The following is a 21364-nucleotide window of genomic DNA, read 5'->3' as shown; positions in this document are numbered from 1 at the left end:
GTGGTCCGGCTTCATCCGGCGGTGCCGGTCGTCAAGTGGCTTCGTCCGGTGGCTTCTTCAGGTGGCTCCGTCAGGGGCCTGGGTGCCGCGTCGCGCCTACGCCGACCGCAGGAAGCGGTCGAGGACGCGGACGCCGAAGTGCAGCGCGTCGACCGGCACCCGCTCGTCGACGCCGTGGAACATCGCCTGGTAGTCGTACCCCTCGGGCAGCCTCAGCGGTGTGAACCCGTAGCCGGTGATGCCGAGTCGGGAGAACTGCTTGGCGTCGGTGCCGCCCGACATGCAGTACGGCACCACGTGCCCCTCGGGCGCGAACTCCTCGATCGCGGCCCGCATCCGGGCGTACGTCGGGGTGTCCAGGGGCGCCTGGAGCGCCACTTCGCGGTGCGCGAACTCCCAGTCGACGTCGGGTCCCGTGAGCCGGTCGAGGGTGGTGCGGAACTCGTCCTCGCCGCCGGGCAGGAAGCGTCCGTCGACGTACGCCACCGCCTCACCCGGAATGACGTTGACCTTGTAACCGGCTTCCAGCATGGTCGGGTTGGCGCTGTTGCGGACCGTCGACTCGACGAGTTTGGCGGCCGGGCCGAGCTTCTCGAGGAGCAGGTCCGCGTGGGCCAGGTCGGGGTCGACGCCGTAGAGGGCGGCGAGTTCGGTGAGGGCGGCGGAGACCGTCGGGGTCAGCCGCAGCGGCCACTCGTGGGCGCCGATCCGGGTGATGGCGGCGGCGAGCCGGGTGACCGCGTTCTCGCGGTTGACCTTGGAGCCGTGCCCGGCCCGGCCGCGCGCGGTCAGCTTCAGCCAGCCCGTACCGCGCTCACCGGCCGCGATCGGGTAGATCTGGCGTCCGGAACCGTCGTGGAAGGTGAACGCCCCCGACTCGCTGACGCCTTCGGTGCACCCCTCGAAGAGGTCGCGGTGGCGGTCGGCGAGGAACCCCGAGCCGTCCTCGGCGCTGGCCTCCTCGTCGGCGGTGAACGCGATCACCACGTCCCGTCTCGGCCGTACGCCCGCCCGCGCCCAGGACCGCACGACGGCCAGGATCATCGCGTCCATGTTCTTCATGTCGACCGCGCCGCGCCCCCACACGACGCCGTCCCTGACCTCGCCGGAGAACGGGTGGACGCTCCAGTCGGCGGCCTCGGCGGGCACGACGTCCAGGTGGCCGTGGACCAGCAGGGCGTCGGCGGACGGGTCCGAGCCCTCGACGCGGGCCACGACGTTGGTGCGGCCCTCGGTGCGCTCCAGGAGGACGGGTTCGAGCCCGGCGCCCGCGAGTTGCTCGGCCGCGTACTCGGCGGCGGGCCGCTCCCGGCAGTCGCCACCGCCCCGGTTGGTGGTGTCGAGCCGGATCAGGTCGGAGGTGAACCGGACGACCTCGTCCAGGGCCAGGTCGTCAGCCATACTGCTCCTCCACTGCGGCGGATGCGATCGTGGTGACCGCCTTGAAGGTCCTGATGCCCTCGTACATGGTCGGGCTGGTGTAGGCGATCCTGCGCTCCCCGGTCCTGGTCACGCCGGGCACCACGGTCGAGGCCATCGCGAGGTGTTCGGCGTCGAACTCCAGGGCGATGGTGAACGGGCCGTCCTGCGCCGGTTCCTGACGGACCGCCAGTTCGGCGGCCTCCTTGGCCGCGGCCCGGATGTCGGCGGCGGTCCTGGCCGGTGTCCGGCAGACGGCCGCGTACCGGGAGACATGGTCCTTGACGGCGACCTTCAGCGCCTCGGGCGCGTAGCCGAGGGCGTCCTCGCAGGCCAGGTCGTCGCCGGTGACGAGGACGACCGGGACGCCGTACTCGGCGACGACGCGGGCGTTGAGCAGCCCCTCGCTGGCGCGTACGCCGTCGACCCAGACGCCGGTGATGGAGTTGGCGAGATAGGTGTGGGCGAGGACGCCCTCCATGCCGGCGCCCGCGTGGTAGCCGACGAAGGCGATGCCGTCGACGTCGCCGTGCTGGACGCCCTCCACCATGGACAGCGACTTGTGCCGCCCGGTGAGCATCTCGGCGCGCTCGTCGAGCCGTTCGAGGAGCAGGTTGCGCATCGTCCAGTGGGCCTCGTTGACGAGGACCTCGTCGGCGCCGCCGTCGAAGAAACCGCGGACGGCGGCGTCGACGTCGGAGGTGAACATCGACCGGCAGCGCTCCCACTGCGGTGTGCCGGGCAGCACGTCCGCCGGCCAGGTCACACCGGTCGCGCCCTCCATGTCGGCGCTGATCAGGATCTTCATGGAGCGCCACGTTACGCGTCGGGAGCGGAACCGGCCAGGATGTTCAGAGAGCGCGCGCGAACAGGTCGAGCAGCGCCGACCAGTGCCGCTCGGACGCCTCGGCCCCGTACGCGGCGGTGTCGGCCTGGGTGAAGCCGTGGTGGGCGCCCTCGTAGACCTCGGCGCGGTGGCGGACCCCGGCCTCGGTGAGGGCCAGGCCGAGGCGGGCGATCTGCTCGGCGGGGTTGGTGACGTCCTGGTCCGCGTGGCCGAAATACAGCTCCGCGGTGACGCGTCCCGCGACCAGGTGCGGGCTGTCGGGGGCATCGGTGGCGAGATGGGCGCCGTGGAAGCCGGCCACGGCGGCGACCCGGTCGGGGTGGGTCCCGGCGACGCGCAGGGCGAACCCGGCCCCCACGCAGTACCCGGTGACCCCGGCGGGTCCCTCGGTGGTGAGCGGGGACGCGGCCAGCCAGTCCAGGTAGACGGCGGCGTCCCGCATCGCGGCGTCCGGGGTGAGGGTCCGCGCGGCGGGCGCCAACTGCCGCACGATCTCCGGGCGTTCGGCGAGATCGATGAAGTCGGGCAGCTCGACGACGGGAGCCCGCCCGGCCCGGTGGAACAGGTTGGGCACCAGCACGGTGTACCCGGCGGCGGCCAGCCGGTCGGCCATGCCCCGCAGATGCGGGCGCAGCCCGAAGGCGTCCATGCAGAACAGCACGGCGGGCCGCGGGACGCCGTCGGCGGGATGAGCGAGGTAGGCATCGACGACACCGTCCACGGTGACGAGATCGACGACGGTGCCGTGTACGGCGGTCATGGCGAGGGCTCTCTGTTCGGTTCGGGGGCGGGGCTGGGACGTCCGGGTATCCGGGGGGATGGGACATCCGGGGGGCCGGGGTCCGGGGGGGGCGGCGCGGCTCGGGCGGGACGCTGGGGCCGGGGTAGGGCGCGGCGGGCTCGGGTCCGGGCGGTTCGCGGCGAGCTGGGCCACGGGCGACCCACGGCGGGAGCGACCACGGTCGACCCACGACGGGAACGGCCGTGGTCAACTCGCCCTGTGTGCCGTCCCGGTGAGTTCGCGTACGCGCGCGGCCGGCACCGGTACGCCGCGGCTGGCGAGGAACCAGCGTCGCGTCTCCTCCGGGTCGAGCCACTCGGGCCTGTCCCCCATGTACGGCCGCACATAGGCGGGCGTTCCCGGCGCGAGGCATCCGCTGTCGGCGAGGGTGCCGATGTCGACGGCGTCGTAGCCGAGGGCGTCGAGCAGCGCGACCACCTCCGCCTTGGCGGTCGGGTCAGTGCCCGCGAGGGGCAGGGCGCTGCGGTCGGGGGCGCCGGCCGGGCGGGCGAGGGCGACCAGGTGGTGGAAGTCGATCGTCGCGAACGTCTTGACCACCCGGGAACCGGCCAGGTGCCGCTGCACCAGCTCGCTGGAGGTGATCCCTCCGGCGTCCAACTCGGCTATCCGGCCGTCGCGTTCGGGGTGGTAGACCATCGCGTCGACGACGGTCAGGCCGGCCAGCTCGGCGGCGGGCAGCAGGGTGTGGACGCCCAGCGGGACGGCGGCCACGACCAGGTCACCGGCGCGGGCGGCCTCCGCCGGGGTGGCGGCGCGGGCGCGGGCGCCGAGGTCGGCGACGAGCGGGGCGAGGCTCTCGGGGCCTCGCGAGTTGGCGAGCACGACGTCACGTCCGGCGGCGACGGCGAGCCGGGCGAGGGCACCGCCGATCATGCCGCTGCCGATGATGCCGACGGTCCTGGTCACGATGGCGTGCCTCCGGGCGGGTAACAGATTCGAACGTGAAACTGAGTGTCACGTTAGCCACCAGGTGTCAACCATGCAAGTGAGACCCGGCGGGCGGTAGGATCACGGCGTGAGCGCAGCGACACGGAGCAGCACGAGGGACATCGCCAGAGCGGCCGTCCGGGCCGAACTGACCCGGGTGGCCTTCGAGTTGTTCCGTCGCGACGGCTTCGACAAGGTGACGCTCGACGACCTCGCGAGCGCCGCCGGGGTCTCCCGGAGCACCTTCCTGCGCTACTTCGGCACCAAGGAGGACGCCGTCCTCGCAGCCTTCGACGGGTCCGAGCGGCGGCTCGCGGACGCCCTGCGCGCCCGCCCCGCCGACGAGGACGACTGGACGGCGCTCCGCCGGGCCATGGACACCGTCATCGCCCGCTACCACGAGGATCCGGCGGGTTCCCTCGCGACGACCCGGCTGGTCAGGGACACGCCCGCGCTGTGCGCCCGGAACCTGGAGAAGCAGTACACCTGGCGCCCCTCACTGGCCGCCGCGCTCGCCGGGCGGGCCGGCGACGACCAGCCCACGCTGGCCCAGTCGGTGCGCGCCGCGGCCGCCCTCGACTGCCTGAACGTCGCCCTCGACCACTGGCTCGCCTCCGACGGCGCCCTCGATCTGGTCGCCCTGCTGGACGACGCGTTCGACGCCCTCGCGTCCCGCTGACCGGCGCCGCGGCAAAGCCCGCCGGCTGACCCGACACACCGCCGCGAAGCCCGCCGGCTGACCGGACACACCACCAGGAAGCCCGGCGGAGGCACCGGCGGCTGCACGTCGGGCACCAGAACCACCGGCGTCCCAGGCGACGGCACCACCGGCTCCATGACCGGCACCGCCGATGGGGGCGGGAGGGAGTTCGCCGTCCCGCCCCTCCCCCTCAGGTCGCGCGGCCCGCCACGTACCAGTGCGACGGCAGCGCCACCCGCGTGCCGTTCTCCTCGGACTCCGTGGTGGTGAGCGGGAGTTCGCCGCTCGCGAGGACGGTGAGGCCGGCCGCGCCCAGGTGTTCGGGCAGGGCCGCGTCGGACATCTCGCCCGGCGCGATGCCGTGCCGCAGGATCGGGACGAGCTTGGGCGGCGGTCCCGTCGGGCGTCGCGCCAGCTCCGCCATCGCCGGCCTCGCGCTCTCGGCGAGTTCGACGATGAAGGCCCGGCCGCGCACGCCGACGAGCCCGGCGACGGCGTCCACCAGCGGCTGCCGGTCCTCGGCCGCCGCCTGGTGCAGGACGCCCCGCACATAGACGTTGGCGTCGCCGAGTTCCGCGCGCAGGGTGTCCGTGTCGGCCTTGTCGACGGCGTCGAGCACCCGGTAGGCGGCGAGCCCGCCGGGGTCGGCGCGGCGGGCGTGGCCGATGGCCGCGCCGGAGAGGTCGAAGCCGACGACGCGCGGGAACCGGTCGGCGAGGTATCTGGTCTGGGTGCCGTTGCCGCAGCCGAGGTCCACCAGGGGCAGCCCCGGGTCGAGCAAGTAGGGTTCGTAGAGGGCGAGATGGTGGGCGGCGGTCAGGACCGGCTCCGCGTCCCAGAACACCGCCCCGGGTTCCTCGGGCGCCTCGCGCCAGAAGCCCTCCCAGGCCTCGCGGTACCGACTCGTCACGCTCATGTCCAACTCCCCAGGACGCGCCGCCGGCCCGCCGCGCAGAGCGGGCCAGTACGGTCCTATCGCGCCTGCGGGGGCGCCCACAAGCACGTGGCGCATTCCTTCACGCCCCACCCGTGATGCGCACGCCCGCGCACACCTCACGCGCCCCCGCGGATGCCCTCGTACCGTGACACGACAACCGCCCCCGGAGGGCGTACCCGGCCCGCGGGCGCCCCCTGCCGCACAAGGCGCGGTGGCGGTCAGCCGCCGGGCAGGGTGAGTTCGAAGCTGACCGACTTGCCCGTGGCGGTGCGGCTGGTGCCCCACTCCCGGGCCAGCGCGCTCACCACCCGCAGTCCGCGCCCCGACTCGTCGTCGGGGCCGGCGTTCCGCAGCGACGGCAACTCGCTGTCGTCGTCGTCCACTTCGCAGAGCAGGGTGTCGCCGCGCACCAATCGCAGCACGACCGGCCCGTGGTGGGAGTGCCGTACGGCGTTGGTGACGAGTTCGCTGACCATCAACGCGGCCGGTTCGGCGAGCCTGTCGAGCCCCCACTCGTGGAGTCGTTCCCGCACGGCCGCGCGGGCCCGGCCGACCTCGACGGGGTCGGGCGGGAACCGCCACTCGGCGACGGCCTCGGGGGCGAGCCCGTTGAGGCGGGCCATCAGCAGGGCGACGTCGTCCTTGCGGCCGCCGCGGGTGTTGAGGGCACGGATGATGGTGTCGCAGGCGTCGTCCATGGAGGCGGCCGGATGGGCGGCGGACTCGCAGAGCGTCGCGAGGCCGACACCGATGTCCTCGCCGCGCATCTCGACCAGCCCGTCCGTGCACATCACCAGCCGGTCACCGGGCGCCACGGGCACCCGTACCGTCTCGAAGGGCACCCCGCCGACCCCGACGGGCGCGCCGGTGGGCAGGTCGAGGAGTTCGCTGCGGCCGTCGTCGGCGCGGACCAGGACGGGCGGGATGTGACCGGCGTTGGCGAGGAGCAGTTCGCCCGCGATCGGGTCGTACACGGCGTACAGGCAGGTCGCTAGATAGCCGTCGCCCAGGCGCAGCGCGAGGTCGTCGAGGTTGCGCAGCAGCTGCACGGGTGGCAGGTCGAGGGCTGCCATGGTGGCGACGGCCGTGCGTAACTGGCCCATCATGGCTGCCGAGTTGAGGCCGTGGCCCATGACGTCGCCGACGACCAGGGCGGTGCGGGCGCCGGGCAGCTTCACCGCGTCGAACCAGTCGCCGCCGACCCGGCCGAGGAGGGTGCCGGGGAGGTAGCGGGTGGCGATGTCGCAGCCCGCCATCCGGGCCGGGATGTGCGGCAGCATGCTGTCCTGGAGCGTCTCGGCGACGTTCTCCTGGTAGGTGTACATGCGCGCGTTGTCGAGCACGAGCCCGGCGCGGGCGGCGAGTTCGGCGCCGGTGACGCGGTCCATGTCGGTGAAGACGGCCCGCTCGGGGTGGCGCAGCAGGATCATGAAGCCGAGGACGACGGTGCGCGCCTTGAGCGGGACGACCAGCATGGAACGGCCGTTGATCAGGGGCCTGATGTCGCGCTTCTCGAACTGCGCGGCGATGGCGTGCCCCATCTCCTCGGTGACGCGCGGCACGAGGACGGGTTCGCCGCTGGTCATGCACTGGAAGAACGGGGTGTGCGCGGGGAACGGCATGGCCTCGCCGACCGGGACGACGTCCTCCCAGCGGCCGGGTTCGTCGGTGTGCTCGACGGCGACCCGGTGCCAGAGGGTGGTGGTGTCGGGCACGCCCTCGGGGAACCCCTCGCCCGCGACGACCTGTTCGCGCAGATAGGTGCCGGCGACGTCGGTGAAGCGGGGCACGACGGCCCGGCTGACCTCGGCGATCGTGCGGGCCAGGTCGAGGGAGGTGCCGATCCGCGCGCTGACGTCGTTGAGGAACTCCAGGTGTTCGCGGACGGCCGCGTACTCGAGGTCCTCGGCGTCCTCGGCGTCCTCGGCGCCCGCGCCCCAAGGGTGATCGGGGCCCCCGTCGAGGCCCTCGGCCGCGGCGCGGGCGGCCTGTTCGCGGCGGGCCCGGCGCTCGACGCGGCGGGGCACGCCCCAGTCGGGGGTCACGGGCACCAGCTCGTTCTGGCTGAACTCGATGACGGGATAGCCCAGTTCGAGGACCTGCGCGACGATCCTGGCGCCCTCGCCGACGCTCATGCTGGGCAGGATGTCGGGCAGCCGGCGGGCGAGTTCGTCGGCGCCGTCGAAGTCGGTGTGCAGGGCGAAGCCGGGCGCGATGCGCTCGTGGGCCGGGTCCCGGCCGTCGTCGTGGCACAGGCCCGCGGTGTCGGCGGCGAGCACGAGGAGCCGTTCGGGGCCGGGGCCGACCAGCGGGTAGGCCCACCATAGGACGTCCACCCGGTCCCGCCCGGGGACGGTGAGCCGGGCGCGCCCCGCGGCCGGGTAGGAGAACCGGGCGCCGAGGGAGCCGTCGAGCCCCGGACCGAGCCCGTCGTAGGAGCCGTACGCCCCGTACGGCGAGGTCTCGTCCTCCTCGGGCAGCGCGCCGGCGACGGGCAGCAGATCGACGGCGGTCTGCCCGACGGCCTGCTCCTTGGTGACGCCGAACAACCGGCGTGCGCCCCTGCTCCAGTGGGAGACCAGGCCGTCGCGGTCGACCACGACGACGGCCAGCGGCACCCGGCCTGCCCCGGCCGGGTCGGGAGCAGGGCCGTCACCCGCTCCCGGACTGGCAGGCGCGTCCCTCTCGGTGCCACGGTCCATGGCCCAGGCCCTCTCTCCCACGGCTCCCGCAAGATCTGTCACCTCGAACACCGTACGGGGCCGCTCGGTGACGATGTGCGGCAATCAAGGAATTGAGGCACGGGGGGCGCATCGGTGCGCGCGGGCGCACGAAACGCGTCGTCGTCCGGGACGCCGGCCGCGGGCGGGGCTGTCCGAGCCGGTCAGGCCGGTCAGACCGGTCAGTCTTCGTGGCCGAGTTGCAGATCCCGTTCGGTCCGCCCGCCGCCCGCGACCTGGAGGACGGTGGCGACGGGCGGGTAACCGGCGGCGATCACGGTGTACTCGCCCGAGGAGAGATCGACGAACCGGAACGTTCCGTCGGCTCCCGTGGTAAGGGTGTCGACGACGTTGCCCGCGGCGTCGAGGAGCGTCACCCGGGCGTCCTCGACGGCCCGTCCGCCGCTCGCCCGCACGGTCCCGCGCAGCACCGCGCCGCCGGCCAGTTCGACGTCCTGGCGGGTCTCGCGGGAGGCCTGCACGGTGACCGGGAGCGCGGCCGGGCGGAAGGCGGGGGCGCTGGCGGCGAGGGTGTACTCGCCCGCCACCAGCTCGGTGATGAGGTAGGCGCCCTCGCGGGCGCTGCGGGTGCTGGCGACGACCTCGCCGTGCACGTTGGTGAGGGTGACGATGGCGTCCCGCACGGGGGTGCCGTCGGCGGTGACCACGCTGCCCGCCAGCCGTCCGGCGCCGCCGAGGACGACGTCCAGTTCGACGGGGCGTTCGCCGACGGTCACCGAGACGGCCTGCGGCTGGTGGCCGCCGGCCGCGGCGATCAGCACGTACGCCCCCGAGCCCGGCGTGGACAGCGCGTACCGGCCGTCCTCGCCGCTCGCGCCCCGCCCGATCTGGGTGCCCGCCACGTCGATGAGGGTGAGCGCGGCCCGAGGCACCACGGTGCCGTCGGGATGCTGCACGGTGCCGCAGACCGGGATGCCCGCGGTGTACGGCGAACGGGCCTGCGGTACGGGGGCGTTCACGGGCGCGGTCTCCGTTTCGGCGGCGTTGTGGGACACCAGGGGACTCTCCTTGAGGAAGCAGGCGATGAGCAGGCCGAGCACGAGCACCGGCACGAGGTAGAGGAAGATCCGGGGCATGGCGTCGGCGTACGCCCGGATGTAGTCGTCGCGCAGGTTCGGGGGCAGCGCGTGGACGAGCTGCGGGGTGAGCGACTCCGGGTCGGGCAGGGCGGCTCCGGCGCGCGGCGGCAGCCGGTCGGCGAGGGCGTCGGAGAGCCGGCCCGCGAAGAGGGTGCCGAAGACGGCGGCGCCGACGCTGCCGCCGATCTGCCGGAAGTAGGTGCTGGCGCTGGTGGCGGTGCCGAGGTCGGCGGGGCGCACGGTGTTCTGCACGGCGAGGATCAGGACGGGCATCACCATGCCGATGCCGGCGCCGAGGACGGCCATCCAGACGCTGTAGTGCAGCCGGGGCGTGTCGACCTGGAGGCGGGAGAGCAGCCACATGCCGAGCACGGAGAGGGCGGCGCCGAGGATCGGGTAGATCCGGTACCGCCCGGTGTGGCTGATGAGTTGGCCGGAGATGACGGACGCGCCGACGATGCCGCCCATCATGGGCAGCATCAGCAGCCCCGACTCGGTGGCGGAGGCGCCGTCGACCATCTGGAGGTAGGTCGGCAGATAGCTGGCCGCGCCGAACAGCGCGACGCCGATGACGAGCCCCACCAGGCCGGTGACGTTGAAGACGGAGCTTCTGAACAGCCGTGGCGGGATGAGGGGTTCGGCGGCGCGGCGCTCGGCGAGCAGGAAGAGGACGGCGGCGACGACGGCGCCCGCGGCCAGGCCGAGGATCTGCCGTGAGCGCCAGGGGTACTCGGTGCCGCCCCAACTGGTCAGCAGGATCAGGCAGGTGGAGGTGGCGGCGAGCAGCAGCGCGCCGAGCACGTCGAAGCGCGGTTTCGCGCGCGGTCTTGGCAGTTTGAGGACGACGCTGATGACGGCGAGGGTGAGCAGGCCGAAGGGGACGTTGATGTAGAAGCACCAGCGCCAGGAGAGGTGGTCGGTGAAGTAGCCGCCGAGCAGCGGTCCCGCGACCGAGGCGAGGCCGAAGGCGGCGCCGATCAGGCCCATGAAGCGTCCGCGGCGGCGGGGCGGCACGATGTCCGCGATGATCGCCTGCACGCCGATCATGAGGCCGCCCGCGCCGACGCCCTGGACCGCGCGGAAGGCGATCAGCTGGTCCATCGTCGTCGCCCGTCCGGCCAGCGCGGAGCCGATGACGAAGACGACGATGGCGAACTGGAAGACGCCCTTGCGGCCAAGCAGGTCGCCGAGTTTGCCGTAGATCGGCAGGCCGACGGTCGAGGTGAGCAGATAGGCGGTGATCGCCCAGGACATCTTGTCGAGGCCGTGCAGTTCGCCGACGATCCTGGGCAGCGCGGTGGCGACGATCATCTGCTCGAGGGCGGCGAGCAGCAGCGCGAGCATCAGGCCGACGAAGACCAACCGGACGCGGCGCGGGCTGAGTCGGCCGCCGGCGACGGGTTCGACGGTGCGGCCCGGCGGGGGCGGCTGACCCGTCTCCGTCCGCGCTCCCTCCTGCACCAGCGTGCTCCCGCCCACGTACCGCTCCCCTCGTCACGCCCGCACCGTTCCCGCCTCGGGCGACAACTGCGGGCGGGCGTGGCGGGTTACGGGGTTCCCGGCGGTCCGTGGGGAGATCCACTCGAACCGGTGAGGGGCCAACGGCCGCCGGGATGCCGTGCGTTGGGGCGGGACGCGGCGCGGAGGCGCGCCGGTCCCGCGGCGCGGTGGGTTACTTGGCGACCTCGGTGGCGAGGTTGCCGAGCAGTTCGTCGTAGATCCGGGCGAGGCCCTTGGGCGCGAAGGTCCGCTCGAAGAAGCCGCCGATGCCGCCCGCGCCGTTCCACACGCTCGTCACGACCACCCGGGAGCTGCCCTCGCCCGCCGGGGTGACCCGCCAGGTGGTGACCATGGAGGAGTTGCGGTCCTTCTCGACCAGTTCGCCGTCGGTGGGCTCGGTGACCTCGAGGAGGCAGTCGCGCACCCGCTTGCTGGTGGCCTGGAGCTTCCAGTGGACGAGGGTGCCCTCGCCGTCGCCGCCCTCGCGCACCTCGTACTCGCTGAAGTGGTGGGGAAGCAGGGCCGCCCGCGTTCCGCTGTAGTCGGCGAGGGCGTCGAACACCTTCTCCGGGTCCGCCTCGACGACCCGCTCCGTTGTCGCCTCTACCTGCGCCATTGACTTCCTCCAGGCTTGGTTCTCGGGATCGGGGCAAGCCAACCACCCCCGGGTGCGGCCTCCCAAATCGGGGTCGGTTCCCGGTCTCCGCGGGTCCTTGTTCTGTCCGAAAGCGTTCGTGGAAGGTCCCTCCGCACGATCATGCGAACTAATGTTCTATTGTGTGGCCAGTGCTACCGAGGAGGCCAGATGCGCTGGGAGAACCTCACCGTCGAGTCGGGCGGTCACAGCCGGGCCGCGGACGCCGCGCTGTTCGGCGCCGACGCCGTGGTCACCCGGACCTTCGACACACCGGAGTTCGCCGGAATCACCTTCCACGAGGTCCGCGCCCGCTCGATCGTCAACCGGGTGCCGGGAGCGTCCCGGATGCCGTTCGAATGGACGGTGAACCCCTACCGGGGCTGCTCGCACGCGTGCGTGTACTGCTTCGCCCGCAAGACCCACAGCTATCTCGACCTCGACACAGGTCTCGGCTTCGACTCGCAGATCGTGGTCAAGACGAACGCCCCCGAGCTGCTGCGCCGCCAGCTCGGCTCGCGCCGCTGGCAGGGCGAGCACATCGCGATGGGCACCAACGTCGACTGCTACCAGCGGGCGGAGGGCCGCTACCGGCTGATGCCGGGCATCCTGGCGGCGCTGCGGGACCACGCGAACCCGTTCTCGATCCTGACCAAGGGCACCCTGATCCTGCGCGACCTGGAGCTGCTGACCCAGGCCGCGCAGGTCACGGACGTCGGGGTCAGCGTCTCGGTCGGCTTCCTCGACGGCGAGCTGTGGCGGACCGTCGAGCCGGGCACCCCGGCCCCCGAACGCCGACTCGACGCGGTCCGCACCCTCACCGCGCACGGCATCGGCTGCGGGGTCCTGATGGCGCCGGTGATCCCCTTCCTCGGCGACGACCCGGCCCAGCTGCGGGCCACCGTGCGGGCCGTCGCGGAGTCGGGGGCCACCTCCGTCACGCCCCTGGTGCTGCATCTGCGCCCCGGGGCACGCGAGTGGTTCATGGCCTGGCTGCGACGGCACCACCCGCACCTGGTGCGCCGCTACGAGCGGCTGTACGCGGACGGCGCCTACGCCCCGAAGTGGTACCAGCGCCGGATCACCCGGCAGGTCCACGAGCTGGCCCAGGAGTACGGCATCGGCCCCGCCGGCGCGGGCATGCCCCGGCGGCTCCGCCCGCGGGAGCCGGCCGAGACGGCGCTTCCCGAGCCGGGGACGTCCGAACCGACGCAACTTTCGTTCATCTGAGAGCGTGAGAAGGCATCTCCGGGCCCGTTCGGGTCAAGTATGGGCGGAATGTGTTCCTGCGGTGCGGCTTTCCGGGACGATGCGGCCGGGACCGTGACCTCCGCGGTCCGCAGCCCCTCCGTCCTGGGAGGACCCGTATGAGAAAACGCGCAGCCGCCGTGTGCGGCACGGCCGTCATCGTGGCCGGCACCCTCACGGCCGGCCACGCCGACGCCGGCCCGCGCGGCGGCACGGCCGTCGCCCCGGCCCCGGCCGCAGCCGTCGCGAAGCCCGCCTGGAAGGAGTGCGCCACCACCGCCTACCCGAGGCTCCAGTGCGCGTCCCTGAAGGTGCCGCTCGACCACGCGCACCCGCGCGGGAAGCAGATCACGCTGGCGCTGACCCGGGTGCCGCACACCGCGAAGACGTTCCAGGGGCCGCTGCTGGTCAACCCCGGCGGCCCCGGCGGCAGTGGGCGCAACCTGGCGGGTTTCGTCGCGTCGTCGCTGCCGAAGGCGGTCGCGGCCCAGTACGACGTCATCGGCTTCGACCCGCGCGGCGTCGGCAGGAGCCGGCCCGCCCTTGACTGCAAGCCCGGCTTCTTCGACCCGGTGCGGCCCGACTCGGTGCCGAGCACCCCCGCCCTGGCGCGGACCAACCTCCAGCGGGTCAGGTCCTTCGCCGCCGCCTGCGGCGCCAAGTACGCGGACATCCTGCCGTACATCAACACGGTCGCCGCCGTGCGGGACATGGACGCGATCCGGCAGGCGGTCGGCGCCCAGCGGATCAACTACTTCGGCTACTCGTACGGCACCTACCTCGGCGCCGTGTACGCCAAGCTGTTCCCCGAGCGGCTGCGCCGCCTGGTCCTCGACTCGATCGTGGACCCCACGGGCGTCTGGTACGAGGACAACCTCTCCCAGGACGTCGCCTTCAACGACCGGCACCGCGCCCTGATGGCGTGGATCGCGCGGTACGACACGACCTACCGGCTCGGCACCGATCCCGAGAAGATCGAGGCCACGTGGTACGCGATGCGCGAGGCGCTCGCGAAGAAGCCGGCCGACGGCACGGTGGGCGCCTCCGAGCTGGAGGACACCTTCGTCCCCGGCGGCTACTACAACGGCTACTGGCCCTACCTCGCCGAGGCGTTCGCGGCGTACGTGAACGACAAGAACGCCGAGCCGCTGGTGGAGGCGTACCGCAACTTCGCCGCCATCGGAGCCTCGGGGGACAACGGCTACAGCGTCTACACGGCCGTCCAGTGCCGGGACGCCTCCTGGCCGCGCGCGTGGAAGCGCTGGGAGCGTGACACGTGGGAGGTGTACCAGAAGGCGCCCCTCATGGCCTGGAGCAACACCTGGTACAACGCGGCGTGCGCCTCCTGGCCCACGGCCCCGCGGCAGCCGGTGAACGTCGCCAACGGCAAGCTGCCGCCCGTCCTCCTCTTCCAGGCGACCGACGACGCGGCGACCCCGTACGAGGGCGGCGCGACGATGCACCGGATGCTGGCGCACTCCAGCCTCGTCGTCGAGGAGGGCGGCGGGAACCACGGCATCACGCTGAGCGGGAACACCTGCCTCGACAGGTACTTGGCGGACTACCTCTCCGAGGGAACCGTGCCGCGCGGCCACGGCGAGGTGGACGCGGTGTGCCGGAAGCTGCCCGACCCGAAGCCGCTGACGTCCAAGGCGGCGGCGACCACGGCACGCGGCTCGACGCTGCACGGGCTGCTCGGCCGCGGCTGACCGCGCGGTGAGGCCCGTCGGGGGCGTTGTCAGACCCATGGTCCACGATGGACCCATGAGTGAGCCGACCAGGATTCCCGCCCCCGACGGGGTCTTCCCCGCCGCCCAGTACACGCACGTCGTCACCGCCACCGGCCGCCTGGTCGCGGTCTCGGGCCAGCTCGCGCTCGACGAGGAAGGGCGGATCGTCGGCGAGGGCGACCCGCAGGCCCAGGCCCACCAGGTCTTCGAGAACCTCCGCCGCTGCCTGTCCGCGGCCGGCGCGCGCTTCGACGACGTCATCAAACTCACCTTCTTCGTCACGGACATCGCCCACCTCCCGGCGATCCGCGCGGCCCGCGCCGCCCACCTCCCCGACGACCGCCTCCCGGCCGTCTCGGCGGTCCAGGTGGCGGCCCTGGTCAGACCGGAGTTCCTGATGGAGATCGAGGCGCTGGCGGTACTCCCGGAGTGAGCGCCACGGCGTCCACGATCCGCGCGATGACCGTCGCCGACTGCGCGGGGGTGGCGGAGATCCGGGTGCGCGGCTGGCGTGCCGCCTACCGGGGGATGATGCCGCAGTCGCACCTCGACGCGATGAGCGTCCAGGAGAACACCGCCGGGCTGCGCACCCGCCTGCGCACGGGCGACGGCAGCGTGGTGAACCTCGTGGCGGAGGCGCCCGGCGGACTGGTCGGCTGGGCCTTCCACGGCCCGTACCGGGACGGCGAAGTGGCCCCGGGGAGCGCCGAGTTGTACGCGCTGTACGTACACCCCGAGCACTGCGGCACGGGCATCGGCGGCGCCCTGCTGGCGGAGTCGCTACGACGCTGCCGGGCGGACGGCCGGACCCGCTTCCACCTCTGGGTGCTGAAGGCCAACGTCCGCGCCCGCCGCTTCTACGAACGGTGGGGCTTCACGGCCGACGGCGCCGAGGAACCGTACGAGGTCGACGGGGTGGAGGTACCGGAGTTGCGGTACACGAAGGACCTGCGGGACGGGAGGGACTTGACGGACGGGAAGGGCAGGAGGGTGGCAGGGGCTTGAGGGGCTGACGGGCGCCCGTCTGCTGGGGCAGCCCCGTGACGGGAGCGGCCCGGCGGCGCGGGTGGCCCGGCAGCGCGGGTGGCCCGGCAGCGGGAGCGGCCCGGCAGCGGGAGCGGCCCGGCAGCGGGAGCGGCCCGGCAGCGGGAGCGGCCCGGCGGCGGGAGTGGCTCCGTGGCGGGAGTGGCTCCGTGGCGGGGGCGGCCGGTCGTCGGGGTGCCGCGATTCGGTCGGCGGACGTCATCCCCGTCCCGTCCCGCGTCCTCCCCGCTGTCGAGGAATCCGCGCCAGTGCCCGTACCGCCGCCTCCGCCAGGGCCGGGTGGGCCAGGGCCTCGTTCAGGATCGGGCGGGCGCGGGTGTCCTTCAAGGCGCCCAGGCCGTCCACGCAGGCCAGGGCGACGCGGCGGTACGGATCGTGCGGGTGCAGACGGCGGCGCAGGGTGGTGATCAGGGCCGGGACGGACTCGGGTGCGGCCAGTTCCGCGAGCAGGCGCACCGGCTGGAGCGCGTAGGCGACGCGGAGTTCGTTGGTGGCGAGGGCCGCCGCCGCGCGGGCGGTGCGTGGGTCGCCGAGCCGGGCGAGGGCGTGGGCGGCGGAGACGCAGCGCTGCGGGTCGCGGTGGTTGAGGAGGAGGACGAGGGACTCGAAGGCCCGCCTGTCCCCCGCGAGCCCCAGCCGGAACGCGGCCAACTCCCGCGCCCACAGCGGCTGTCCGGCCTCGGTGAGCACGCCCGCCAGTTCGTCGAGGTCCTCGGTGGCCACGAGGCGCTCGTACCGGGCGCCCCCTCCCGACTCCGCCCGTAAACGCTCCGTGAGCGATCGCGACTCTTCGTCCATGGACCGAGCCTAGAACGGCTCTGGATCTCCAGGGACGTACATCACGAAGAGAACCAAGGACGAGGGGTGGCGCGCTCGTTACCCGCCGGTTAGGCTCAGACGAGCGAGTTACCCACTCGTGTTTCTCCGCTGACGACGGCCTGGTGACGCAGCCGTCGTGAGAGCACCGCGCGATCCGGTCCCGGGACAGGGCCGGTCGAACCCGCCGTCCCCGGCGATGCGCCCGCGCGCCACGCCCACGGCACGGCACGGCTCATCAGCTCGCACCCGCGCGGCGCGCCTTCCTCGCCGATTTCCCTCGGTCCTCGGATTTCCTCGGCTCTCCCCGGATTTCACCGGCTTTTCCCGGATTTCCCTCCGCGCCCCGTGCGCCCACGGCCCCGGCCGTGCTCCCGGCGTACCCGGCGCGTCCCGTCGTCACCCTCTTCCTGGAGTCCCTCGATGGCCACTCCCCTGTCCCACGACACCTCCCACTCCGCCCTGCGCACCGTCGCCGTCGTCGGTCTCGGCACCATGGGCACCGGCATCGTCGAAGTCCTCGCCCGAGCCGGCCGCACGGTCGTCGGCATCGACATCAGCGAGGCCGCCGCCGTCCGCGCGGTCGCCGCCGTGGAGGCCGCCACCTCCCGGGCCGTGGCGCGCGACCGGCTGACCGGACCGGAGCGCACCGACCTCCTCGCCCGCATCAGCACCTCGACGGAGCTGCGGGCGGCGGCCGACGCCGACCTGGTCATCGAGGTCGCGCCGGAGTCCTACGAGATCAAGCAGCAGATCTTCCGCGAACTCGACGCGGTCGTCCGCCCGGACACCGTCCTGGCCACCGGCACCAACGCCCTGTCGGTGACCCGGCTGGCCGCCGAGTCGAGCCGCCCCGAGCGGGTCCTCGGCCTGCACTTCTTCAATCCGGCCCCGGCCATGCGGCTGGTCGAGGTGGTGTCGTCGGTGCTGACGTCGCCCGACGCCGTCACCGCCGTCACCCGTCTGGCGGTCGACCTGGGCAAGGAGCCCGTCGCGGTCGGCGACCGGCCCGGGTTCGTCGCGGACGGGCTGCTGTTCGGGTATCTCAACCAGGCCGCCGCGATGTACGAGGCCAAGTACGCCTCGCGGGAGGACATCGACGCGGCGATGCGGCTCGGCTGCGGCCTGCCGATGGGCCCGCTCGCGCTGCTCGACCTGATCGGGGTGGACACCGCGCGCACGGTCCTGGAGGCGATGTACGCCGAGTCCCACGACCGGCTGCACGCGCCCGCCCCGATCCTGGGGCAGCTCAGCGCGGCGGGCCTGACGGGCCGTAAGTCGGGGCGCGGCTTCTACACGTACGAGGCGTCGGGCTCGGCCACCGTGGTGCGGGACGCGCTGACCCCGCTCAGCGGCGGCGGCCCGGTGGCCGGCCGCGCGGTCCACTCGGTCGGCGTGGCCGGTTCGGGCACCATGGCGTCGGGGATCGCCGAGGTGTTCGCGAAGGCCGGCCACGAGGTCGTGCTCGCCGCACGCTCCGCCGAGAAGGCGCAGGCGGCGAAGGCGCGGATCGGCGCGTCGCTCGCGCGCTCGGTCGACCGGGGCCGCCTCACCGCGGAGGCCGCCGCCCAGGTCCTCGACCGGATCACGCCCACGGGCTCGTACGACGCGTTCGCGGAGGTCGATCTCGCGGTGGAGGCCGTCGCCGAGGACCTGGACGTGAAGCGGCAGCTGTTCGGGACGCTGGACAAGGTGTGCAGGCCGGGCGCGGTGCTGGCGACCACCACCTCGTCGCTGCCCGTCATCGCCTGCGCCCGCGCCACCTCCCGCCCGCAGGACGTGATCGGCCTGCACTTCTTCAACCCGGCGCCCGCGATGAAGCTGGTCGAGGTCGTCCGCACGGTGCTGACCTCGGACGAGACCCACGCGACCGCGCGCGGCGTCTGCGCCGGGATCAAGAAGCACGCGGTGGACTGCGGGGACCGCGCCGGCTTCATCGTGAACGCGCTGCTCTTCCCGTACCTGAACAACGCGGTCAAGATGGTGCAGGAGCACTACGCGTCCCTCGACGACATCGACGCGGCGATGCGGCTGGGCGGCGGCTACCCGATGGGCCCGTTCGAACTCCTCGACGTCGTCGGCCTCGACGTGTCGCTGGCGATCGAGAGGGTGCTGCACCGCGAGTTCCGCGACCCGGGTCTCGCCCCGGCGCCGCTGCTCGAACATCTGGTGGCGGCGGGCTGCCTGGGCCGCAAGACGGGCCGCGGCTTCCGCGAGTACGCCCGGCGCTGACGCGCACGACGGCCGGAAGAGCCGGAAGAAGGGGGCGCGGCGGTGCGCGGGAGCGGGGCGGGCCGCCCCGTCCGGCGCGCCTCGCGCCCCCGCCCCTCGGGGGTGGTGGAAACCCCCGACATGCGCACCAAGCTGCGCACATGCAGTACGTTCGGGGCATGCCCCAGCCCGCCAGGTCCACACGTACAGCAGCTACGCCCGACGCGCCGGAAAGCGCCGCCGGTACGCGGGCCGCCGCCCAGCGGCTCAAGATGCGCCGCGAACTGGCGGCGGCGGCCATGGAGCTGTTCTCCACCAAGGGGTACGAGGCGACCACCGTCGACGAGATCGCGGCGGCGGCGGGGGTGGCCCGCCGCACCTTCTTCCGGCACTTCAGGTCCAAGGAAGAGGCGATCTTCCCCGACCACGACGACACCCTGATCCGCGCGGAGGCCGTCCTCAACGCGGCCCCGCCGCACGAGCATCCGCTCGACACGGTGTGCCGCGGCATCAAGGAAGTCATGCGGATGTACGCGGCGCAGCCGGAGATCTCGGTGGCCCGGTACAAGCTGACGCGCGAGGTGCCCACCCTGCGCGAGGCGGAGATCGCGTCGGTGGCCCGCTACGAGCGCCTCTTCACGCGCTATCTGCTCGGCCACTTCGACGAGCACGCGCACGACGACGACGCGAACGACGATCCGCTGCTCGCGGAGGTCGCCGCGTCGGCCGTGGTCACGGCCCACAACCATGTGCTGCGGCGCTGGTTGCGGGCGGGCGGCCAGGGCGATGTGGAGGCGCAGTTGGACCACGCCTTCGGGATCGTCCGCAAGACGTTCGGGTCGGGCATCGGCGCCGGGCGCACCGCTCCGCCGCGGCCCGCGGTGCCGGCGGCGGTCTCCGCCCAGGGCGAGGTGCTGGTCACGGTCGCGCGGACGGACGCGCCTCTGGACGAGGTCATGCGGACGATCGAGGAGGCGCTCAGGGACCGCTGAGCACCCCTTTCCCGGTACTGACGTACGGACGGCCACCCCTCGGGGTGGCCGTTCTGGCGTGTCCGGGGCTGTTTTCGGTCGTTTTTCTGGGGTTTTCTGGGAGTTTCTGGGGGTCGTTCGATCGATCATCGCTCATCTGTCGCGTAAAGATTTCATCTGAGAGCAATTCATGGCACTCAGTGCCTTGCGAGCTGACACCGCGTGTCATACGTTGAAGGCGTCCGGGCGGCCGGCGCACCCAGACCACGGGAACGCCGGCTGTCCCCGCGGACCCATGACCCGCGCGCCCGGACGCCTGCGTCACAGGCAACCTCCCGCGCCACCACGCGCCGCCGCACCCCGTTCCCGCACCCACGTCTTCCTTCGAGACGCCATCCGCCGGAGGCCCCACCGTGACCGTCAAGGACATCCTGGACGCGATCCAGTCACCCGACTCGACCCCGGACGACTTCGCCGCGCTGCCGCTGCCCGAGTCGTACCGCGCGATCACCGTCCACAAGGACGAGACGGACCTGTTCGACGGGTTGGAGACCCGCGACAAGGACCCCCGCAAGTCGCTCCACCTGGACGACGTGCCGGTGCCCGAACTGGGCCCGGGTGAGGCCCTGGTGGCCGTGATGGCCTCCTCGGTCAACTACAACTCGGTGTGGACGTCGATCTTCGAGCCGCTGTCGACGTTCGGGTTCCTGGAGCGCTACGGCAAGGTCAGCGACCTCACCAAACGCCACGACCTGCCGTACCACGTGATCGGCTCCGACCTCGCGGGCGTCGTCCTGCGCACCGGAGCAGGCGTCAACGCCTGGCACCCGGGCGACGAGGTGGTCGCGCACTGCCTCTCCGTCGAACTGGAGTCGTCGGACGGCCACAACGACACCATGCTCGACCCGGAGCAGCGCATCTGGGGCTTCGAGACGAACTTCGGCGGCCTCGCCGAGATCGCGCTCGTCAAGTCCAACCAGCTGATGCCGAAGCCGCAGCACCTCAGTTGGGAGGAGGCCGCCTCCCCCGGCCTCGTCAACTCCACCGCCTACCGCCAGTTGGTGTCCCGCAACGGCGCCGGCATGAAGCAGGGCGACAACGTGCTGATCTGGGGCGCGAGCGGCGGACTCGGCTCCTACGCCACGCAGTTCGCGCTGGCCGGCGGCGCCAACCCGGTCTGTGTGGTCGGCAGCCCGCAGAAGGCGGAGATCTGCCGGCGGATGGGCGCGACGGCGGTGATCGACCGCACCGCCGAGGACTACAGGTTCTGGAAGGACGAGCGGACCCAGGACCCGCGCGAGTGGAAGCGGTTCGGCAAGCACATCCGCGAACTGACCGGCGGCGAGGACGTCGACATCGTCTTCGAGCACCCCGGCCGGGAGACCTTCGGCGCCTCCGTCTACGTCACCCGCAAGGGCGGCACCGTCGTCACCTGCGCCTCCACCTCGGGCTACACCCACGAGTACGACAACCGCTACCTGTGGATGTCCCTGAAGCGCATCGTCGGCTCGCACTTCGCCAACTACCGCGAGGCGTGGGAGGCCAACCGGCTGATCGCCAAGGGCAAGATCCATCCGACGCTCTCCAAGGTCTACGCCCTCGAGGACACCGGCCAGGCCGCCCACGACGTCCACCGCAACGCCCACCAGGGCAAGGTCGGCGTGCTGTGCCTCGCGCCCGAGGAGGGGCTCGGGGTGCGGGACCAGGAGCTGCGCGCCCGGCACGTCGACGCCATCAACCGCTTCCGCGACATCTGAG

17 protein-coding genes are annotated in these 21364 nt (G+C 72.9%); 8 read left to right on the top strand and 9 right to left on the bottom strand.

The genetic code is table 11. From position 1 onward, the window contains the following. Nucleotides 1–96: 96 nt before the first annotated feature. The 4 genes from DDJ31_RS32080 to DDJ31_RS32065 all read right to left on the bottom strand — a co-directional run bounded on the left by DDJ31_RS32080 (nucleotide 97) and on the right by DDJ31_RS32065 (nucleotide 3974). Complete coding sequence (locus tag DDJ31_RS32080; protein WP_127176920.1) at nucleotides 97–1401, bottom strand: M20/M25/M40 family metallo-hydrolase; 1305 nt, start codon at nucleotides 1399–1401, stop codon at nucleotides 97–99. Further along, entirely contained in the window at nucleotides 1394–2227 is an 834-nt protein-coding gene (locus tag DDJ31_RS32075; protein WP_127176921.1) for a M55 family metallopeptidase, read from the bottom strand. The genes DDJ31_RS32080 and DDJ31_RS32075 overlap by 8 nt, the downstream gene beginning before the upstream one ends. A 43-nt stretch (nucleotides 2228–2270) precedes the next feature. Next, a complete protein-coding gene (locus DDJ31_RS32070) occupies nucleotides 2271–3026 on the bottom strand; it encodes a dienelactone hydrolase family protein (protein WP_127176922.1) in 756 nt (251 codons plus the stop codon). A 228-nt stretch (nucleotides 3027–3254) separates the two neighbouring features. After that, on the bottom strand, nucleotides 3255–3974 hold the full coding sequence (locus DDJ31_RS32065; RefSeq protein WP_127176923.1) for an NADPH-dependent F420 reductase: 720 nt from the start codon (nucleotides 3972–3974) through the stop codon (nucleotides 3255–3257). Between the two features lie 109 nt (nucleotides 3975–4083). Between DDJ31_RS32065 and DDJ31_RS32060 the strand changes: the two genes are divergently transcribed. Beyond that, nucleotides 4084–4674, top strand: coding sequence for a TetR family transcriptional regulator (locus DDJ31_RS32060; protein ID WP_127176924.1), 591 nt, complete (start codon nucleotides 4084–4086; stop codon nucleotides 4672–4674). 211 nt (nucleotides 4675–4885) lie between these two features. Here DDJ31_RS32060 and DDJ31_RS32055 read toward each other — a convergent pair whose 3' ends face one another. The 4 genes from DDJ31_RS32055 to DDJ31_RS32040 form a co-directional block, all read right to left on the bottom strand. Next, on the bottom strand, nucleotides 4886–5611 hold the full coding sequence (locus DDJ31_RS32055; RefSeq protein ID WP_127176925.1) for a class I SAM-dependent methyltransferase: 726 nt from the start codon (nucleotides 5609–5611) through the stop codon (nucleotides 4886–4888). A gap of 239 nt (nucleotides 5612–5850) precedes the next feature. Beyond that, on the bottom strand, nucleotides 5851–8334 hold the full coding sequence (locus DDJ31_RS32050) for an ATP-binding SpoIIE family protein phosphatase (RefSeq protein WP_164784854.1): 2484 nt from the start codon (nucleotides 8332–8334) through the stop codon (nucleotides 5851–5853). Nucleotides 8335–8534: 200 nt separating this feature from the next. After that, on the bottom strand, nucleotides 8535–10931 hold the full coding sequence (locus DDJ31_RS32045) for an MFS transporter (protein WP_240677990.1): 2397 nt from the start codon (nucleotides 10929–10931) through the stop codon (nucleotides 8535–8537). Nucleotides 10932–11124: 193 nt separating this feature from the next. Then, nucleotides 11125–11568, bottom strand: coding sequence for an SRPBCC family protein (locus DDJ31_RS32040; RefSeq protein ID WP_127176926.1), 444 nt, complete (start codon nucleotides 11566–11568; stop codon nucleotides 11125–11127). Nucleotides 11569–11757: 189 nt separating this feature from the next. On the opposite strand from DDJ31_RS32040, the gene DDJ31_RS32035 reads away from it, so the two are divergent. The 4 genes from DDJ31_RS32035 (at nucleotide 11758) to DDJ31_RS32020 (ending at nucleotide 15569) form a co-directional block, all read left to right on the top strand. Beyond that, a complete protein-coding gene (locus DDJ31_RS32035; protein ID WP_127176927.1) occupies nucleotides 11758–12816 on the top strand; it encodes an Rv2578c family radical SAM protein in 1059 nt (352 codons plus the stop codon). A gap of 137 nt (nucleotides 12817–12953) precedes the next feature. Further along, a complete protein-coding gene (locus DDJ31_RS32030) occupies nucleotides 12954–14543 on the top strand; it encodes an alpha/beta hydrolase (RefSeq protein WP_127176928.1) in 1590 nt (529 codons plus the stop codon). A 55-nt stretch (nucleotides 14544–14598) separates the two neighbouring features. After that, nucleotides 14599–14997, top strand: coding sequence for a RidA family protein (locus DDJ31_RS32025; protein WP_127176929.1), 399 nt, complete (start codon nucleotides 14599–14601; stop codon nucleotides 14995–14997). 26 nt (nucleotides 14998–15023) lie between these two features. Next, on the top strand, nucleotides 15024–15569 hold the full coding sequence (locus DDJ31_RS32020; RefSeq protein WP_127182500.1) for a GNAT family N-acetyltransferase: 546 nt from the start codon (nucleotides 15024–15026) through the stop codon (nucleotides 15567–15569). Nucleotides 15570–15806: 237 nt separating this feature from the next. On the opposite strand, the gene DDJ31_RS32015 is transcribed toward DDJ31_RS32020, so the two are convergent. Then, nucleotides 15807–16406 (bottom strand): adenylosuccinate lyase, encoded by a 600-nt coding sequence (locus tag DDJ31_RS32015; RefSeq protein WP_127176930.1) that lies wholly within the window; start codon nucleotides 16404–16406, stop codon nucleotides 15807–15809. 441 nt (nucleotides 16407–16847) lie between these two features. Here DDJ31_RS32015 and DDJ31_RS32010 point away from each other — a divergent pair, with 441 nt between their 5' ends. The 3 genes from DDJ31_RS32010 (at nucleotide 16848) to ccrA (ending at nucleotide 21363) form a co-directional block, all read left to right on the top strand. Then, on the top strand, nucleotides 16848–18656 hold the full coding sequence (locus DDJ31_RS32010) for a 3-hydroxyacyl-CoA dehydrogenase family protein (protein ID WP_127176931.1): 1809 nt from the start codon (nucleotides 16848–16850) through the stop codon (nucleotides 18654–18656). 158 nt (nucleotides 18657–18814) lie between these two features. Beyond that, a complete protein-coding gene (locus DDJ31_RS32005) occupies nucleotides 18815–19627 on the top strand; it encodes a TetR family transcriptional regulator (protein ID WP_240677991.1) in 813 nt (270 codons plus the stop codon). Between the two features lie 392 nt (nucleotides 19628–20019). Beyond that, nucleotides 20020–21363: a crotonyl-CoA carboxylase/reductase gene (gene ccrA, locus DDJ31_RS32000; protein ID WP_127176933.1), complete on the top strand. Its 1344-nt coding sequence runs from the start codon at nucleotides 20020–20022 to the stop codon at nucleotides 21361–21363. Nucleotide 21364: the final 1 nt, after the last annotated feature.

This window comes from Streptomyces griseoviridis, from assembly GCF_005222485.1.
Classification (GTDB): Bacteria; Actinomycetota; Actinomycetes; order Streptomycetales; family Streptomycetaceae; genus Streptomyces; species Streptomyces hintoniae.
This window is presented reverse-complemented; position numbering and strand designations above follow the sequence as displayed.

Coding starts and splice junctions, on each gene's coding strand:
- DDJ31_RS32080 (WP_127176920.1), bottom strand. CDS start 1,401: ATGGCTGACGACCTGGCCCTGGACGAGGTCGTCCGGTTCACCTCCGAC.
- DDJ31_RS32055 (WP_127176925.1), bottom strand. CDS start 5,611: ATGAGCGTGACGAGTCGGTACCGCGAGGCCTGGGAGGGCTTCTGGCGC.
- DDJ31_RS32015 (WP_127176930.1), bottom strand. CDS start 16,406: ATGGACGAAGAGTCGCGATCGCTCACGGAGCGTTTACGGGCGGAGTCG.
- DDJ31_RS32050 (WP_164784854.1), bottom strand. CDS start 8,334: ATGGACCGTGGCACCGAGAGGGACGCGCCTGCCAGTCCGGGAGCGGGT.
- DDJ31_RS32030 (WP_127176928.1), top strand. CDS start 12,954: ATGAGAAAACGCGCAGCCGCCGTGTGCGGCACGGCCGTCATCGTGGCC.
- DDJ31_RS32005 (WP_240677991.1), top strand. CDS start 18,815: ATGCCCCAGCCCGCCAGGTCCACACGTACAGCAGCTACGCCCGACGCG.
- DDJ31_RS32035 (WP_127176927.1), top strand. CDS start 11,758: ATGCGCTGGGAGAACCTCACCGTCGAGTCGGGCGGTCACAGCCGGGCC.
- DDJ31_RS32010 (WP_127176931.1), top strand. CDS start 16,848: ATGGCCACTCCCCTGTCCCACGACACCTCCCACTCCGCCCTGCGCACC.
- DDJ31_RS32040 (WP_127176926.1), bottom strand. CDS start 11,568: ATGGCGCAGGTAGAGGCGACAACGGAGCGGGTCGTCGAGGCGGACCCG.
- DDJ31_RS32020 (WP_127182500.1), top strand. CDS start 15,024: ATGACCGTCGCCGACTGCGCGGGGGTGGCGGAGATCCGGGTGCGCGGC.
- DDJ31_RS32070 (WP_127176922.1), bottom strand. CDS start 3,026: ATGACCGCCGTACACGGCACCGTCGTCGATCTCGTCACCGTGGACGGT.
- DDJ31_RS32025 (WP_127176929.1), top strand. CDS start 14,599: ATGAGTGAGCCGACCAGGATTCCCGCCCCCGACGGGGTCTTCCCCGCC.
- DDJ31_RS32075 (WP_127176921.1), bottom strand. CDS start 2,227: ATGAAGATCCTGATCAGCGCCGACATGGAGGGCGCGACCGGTGTGACC.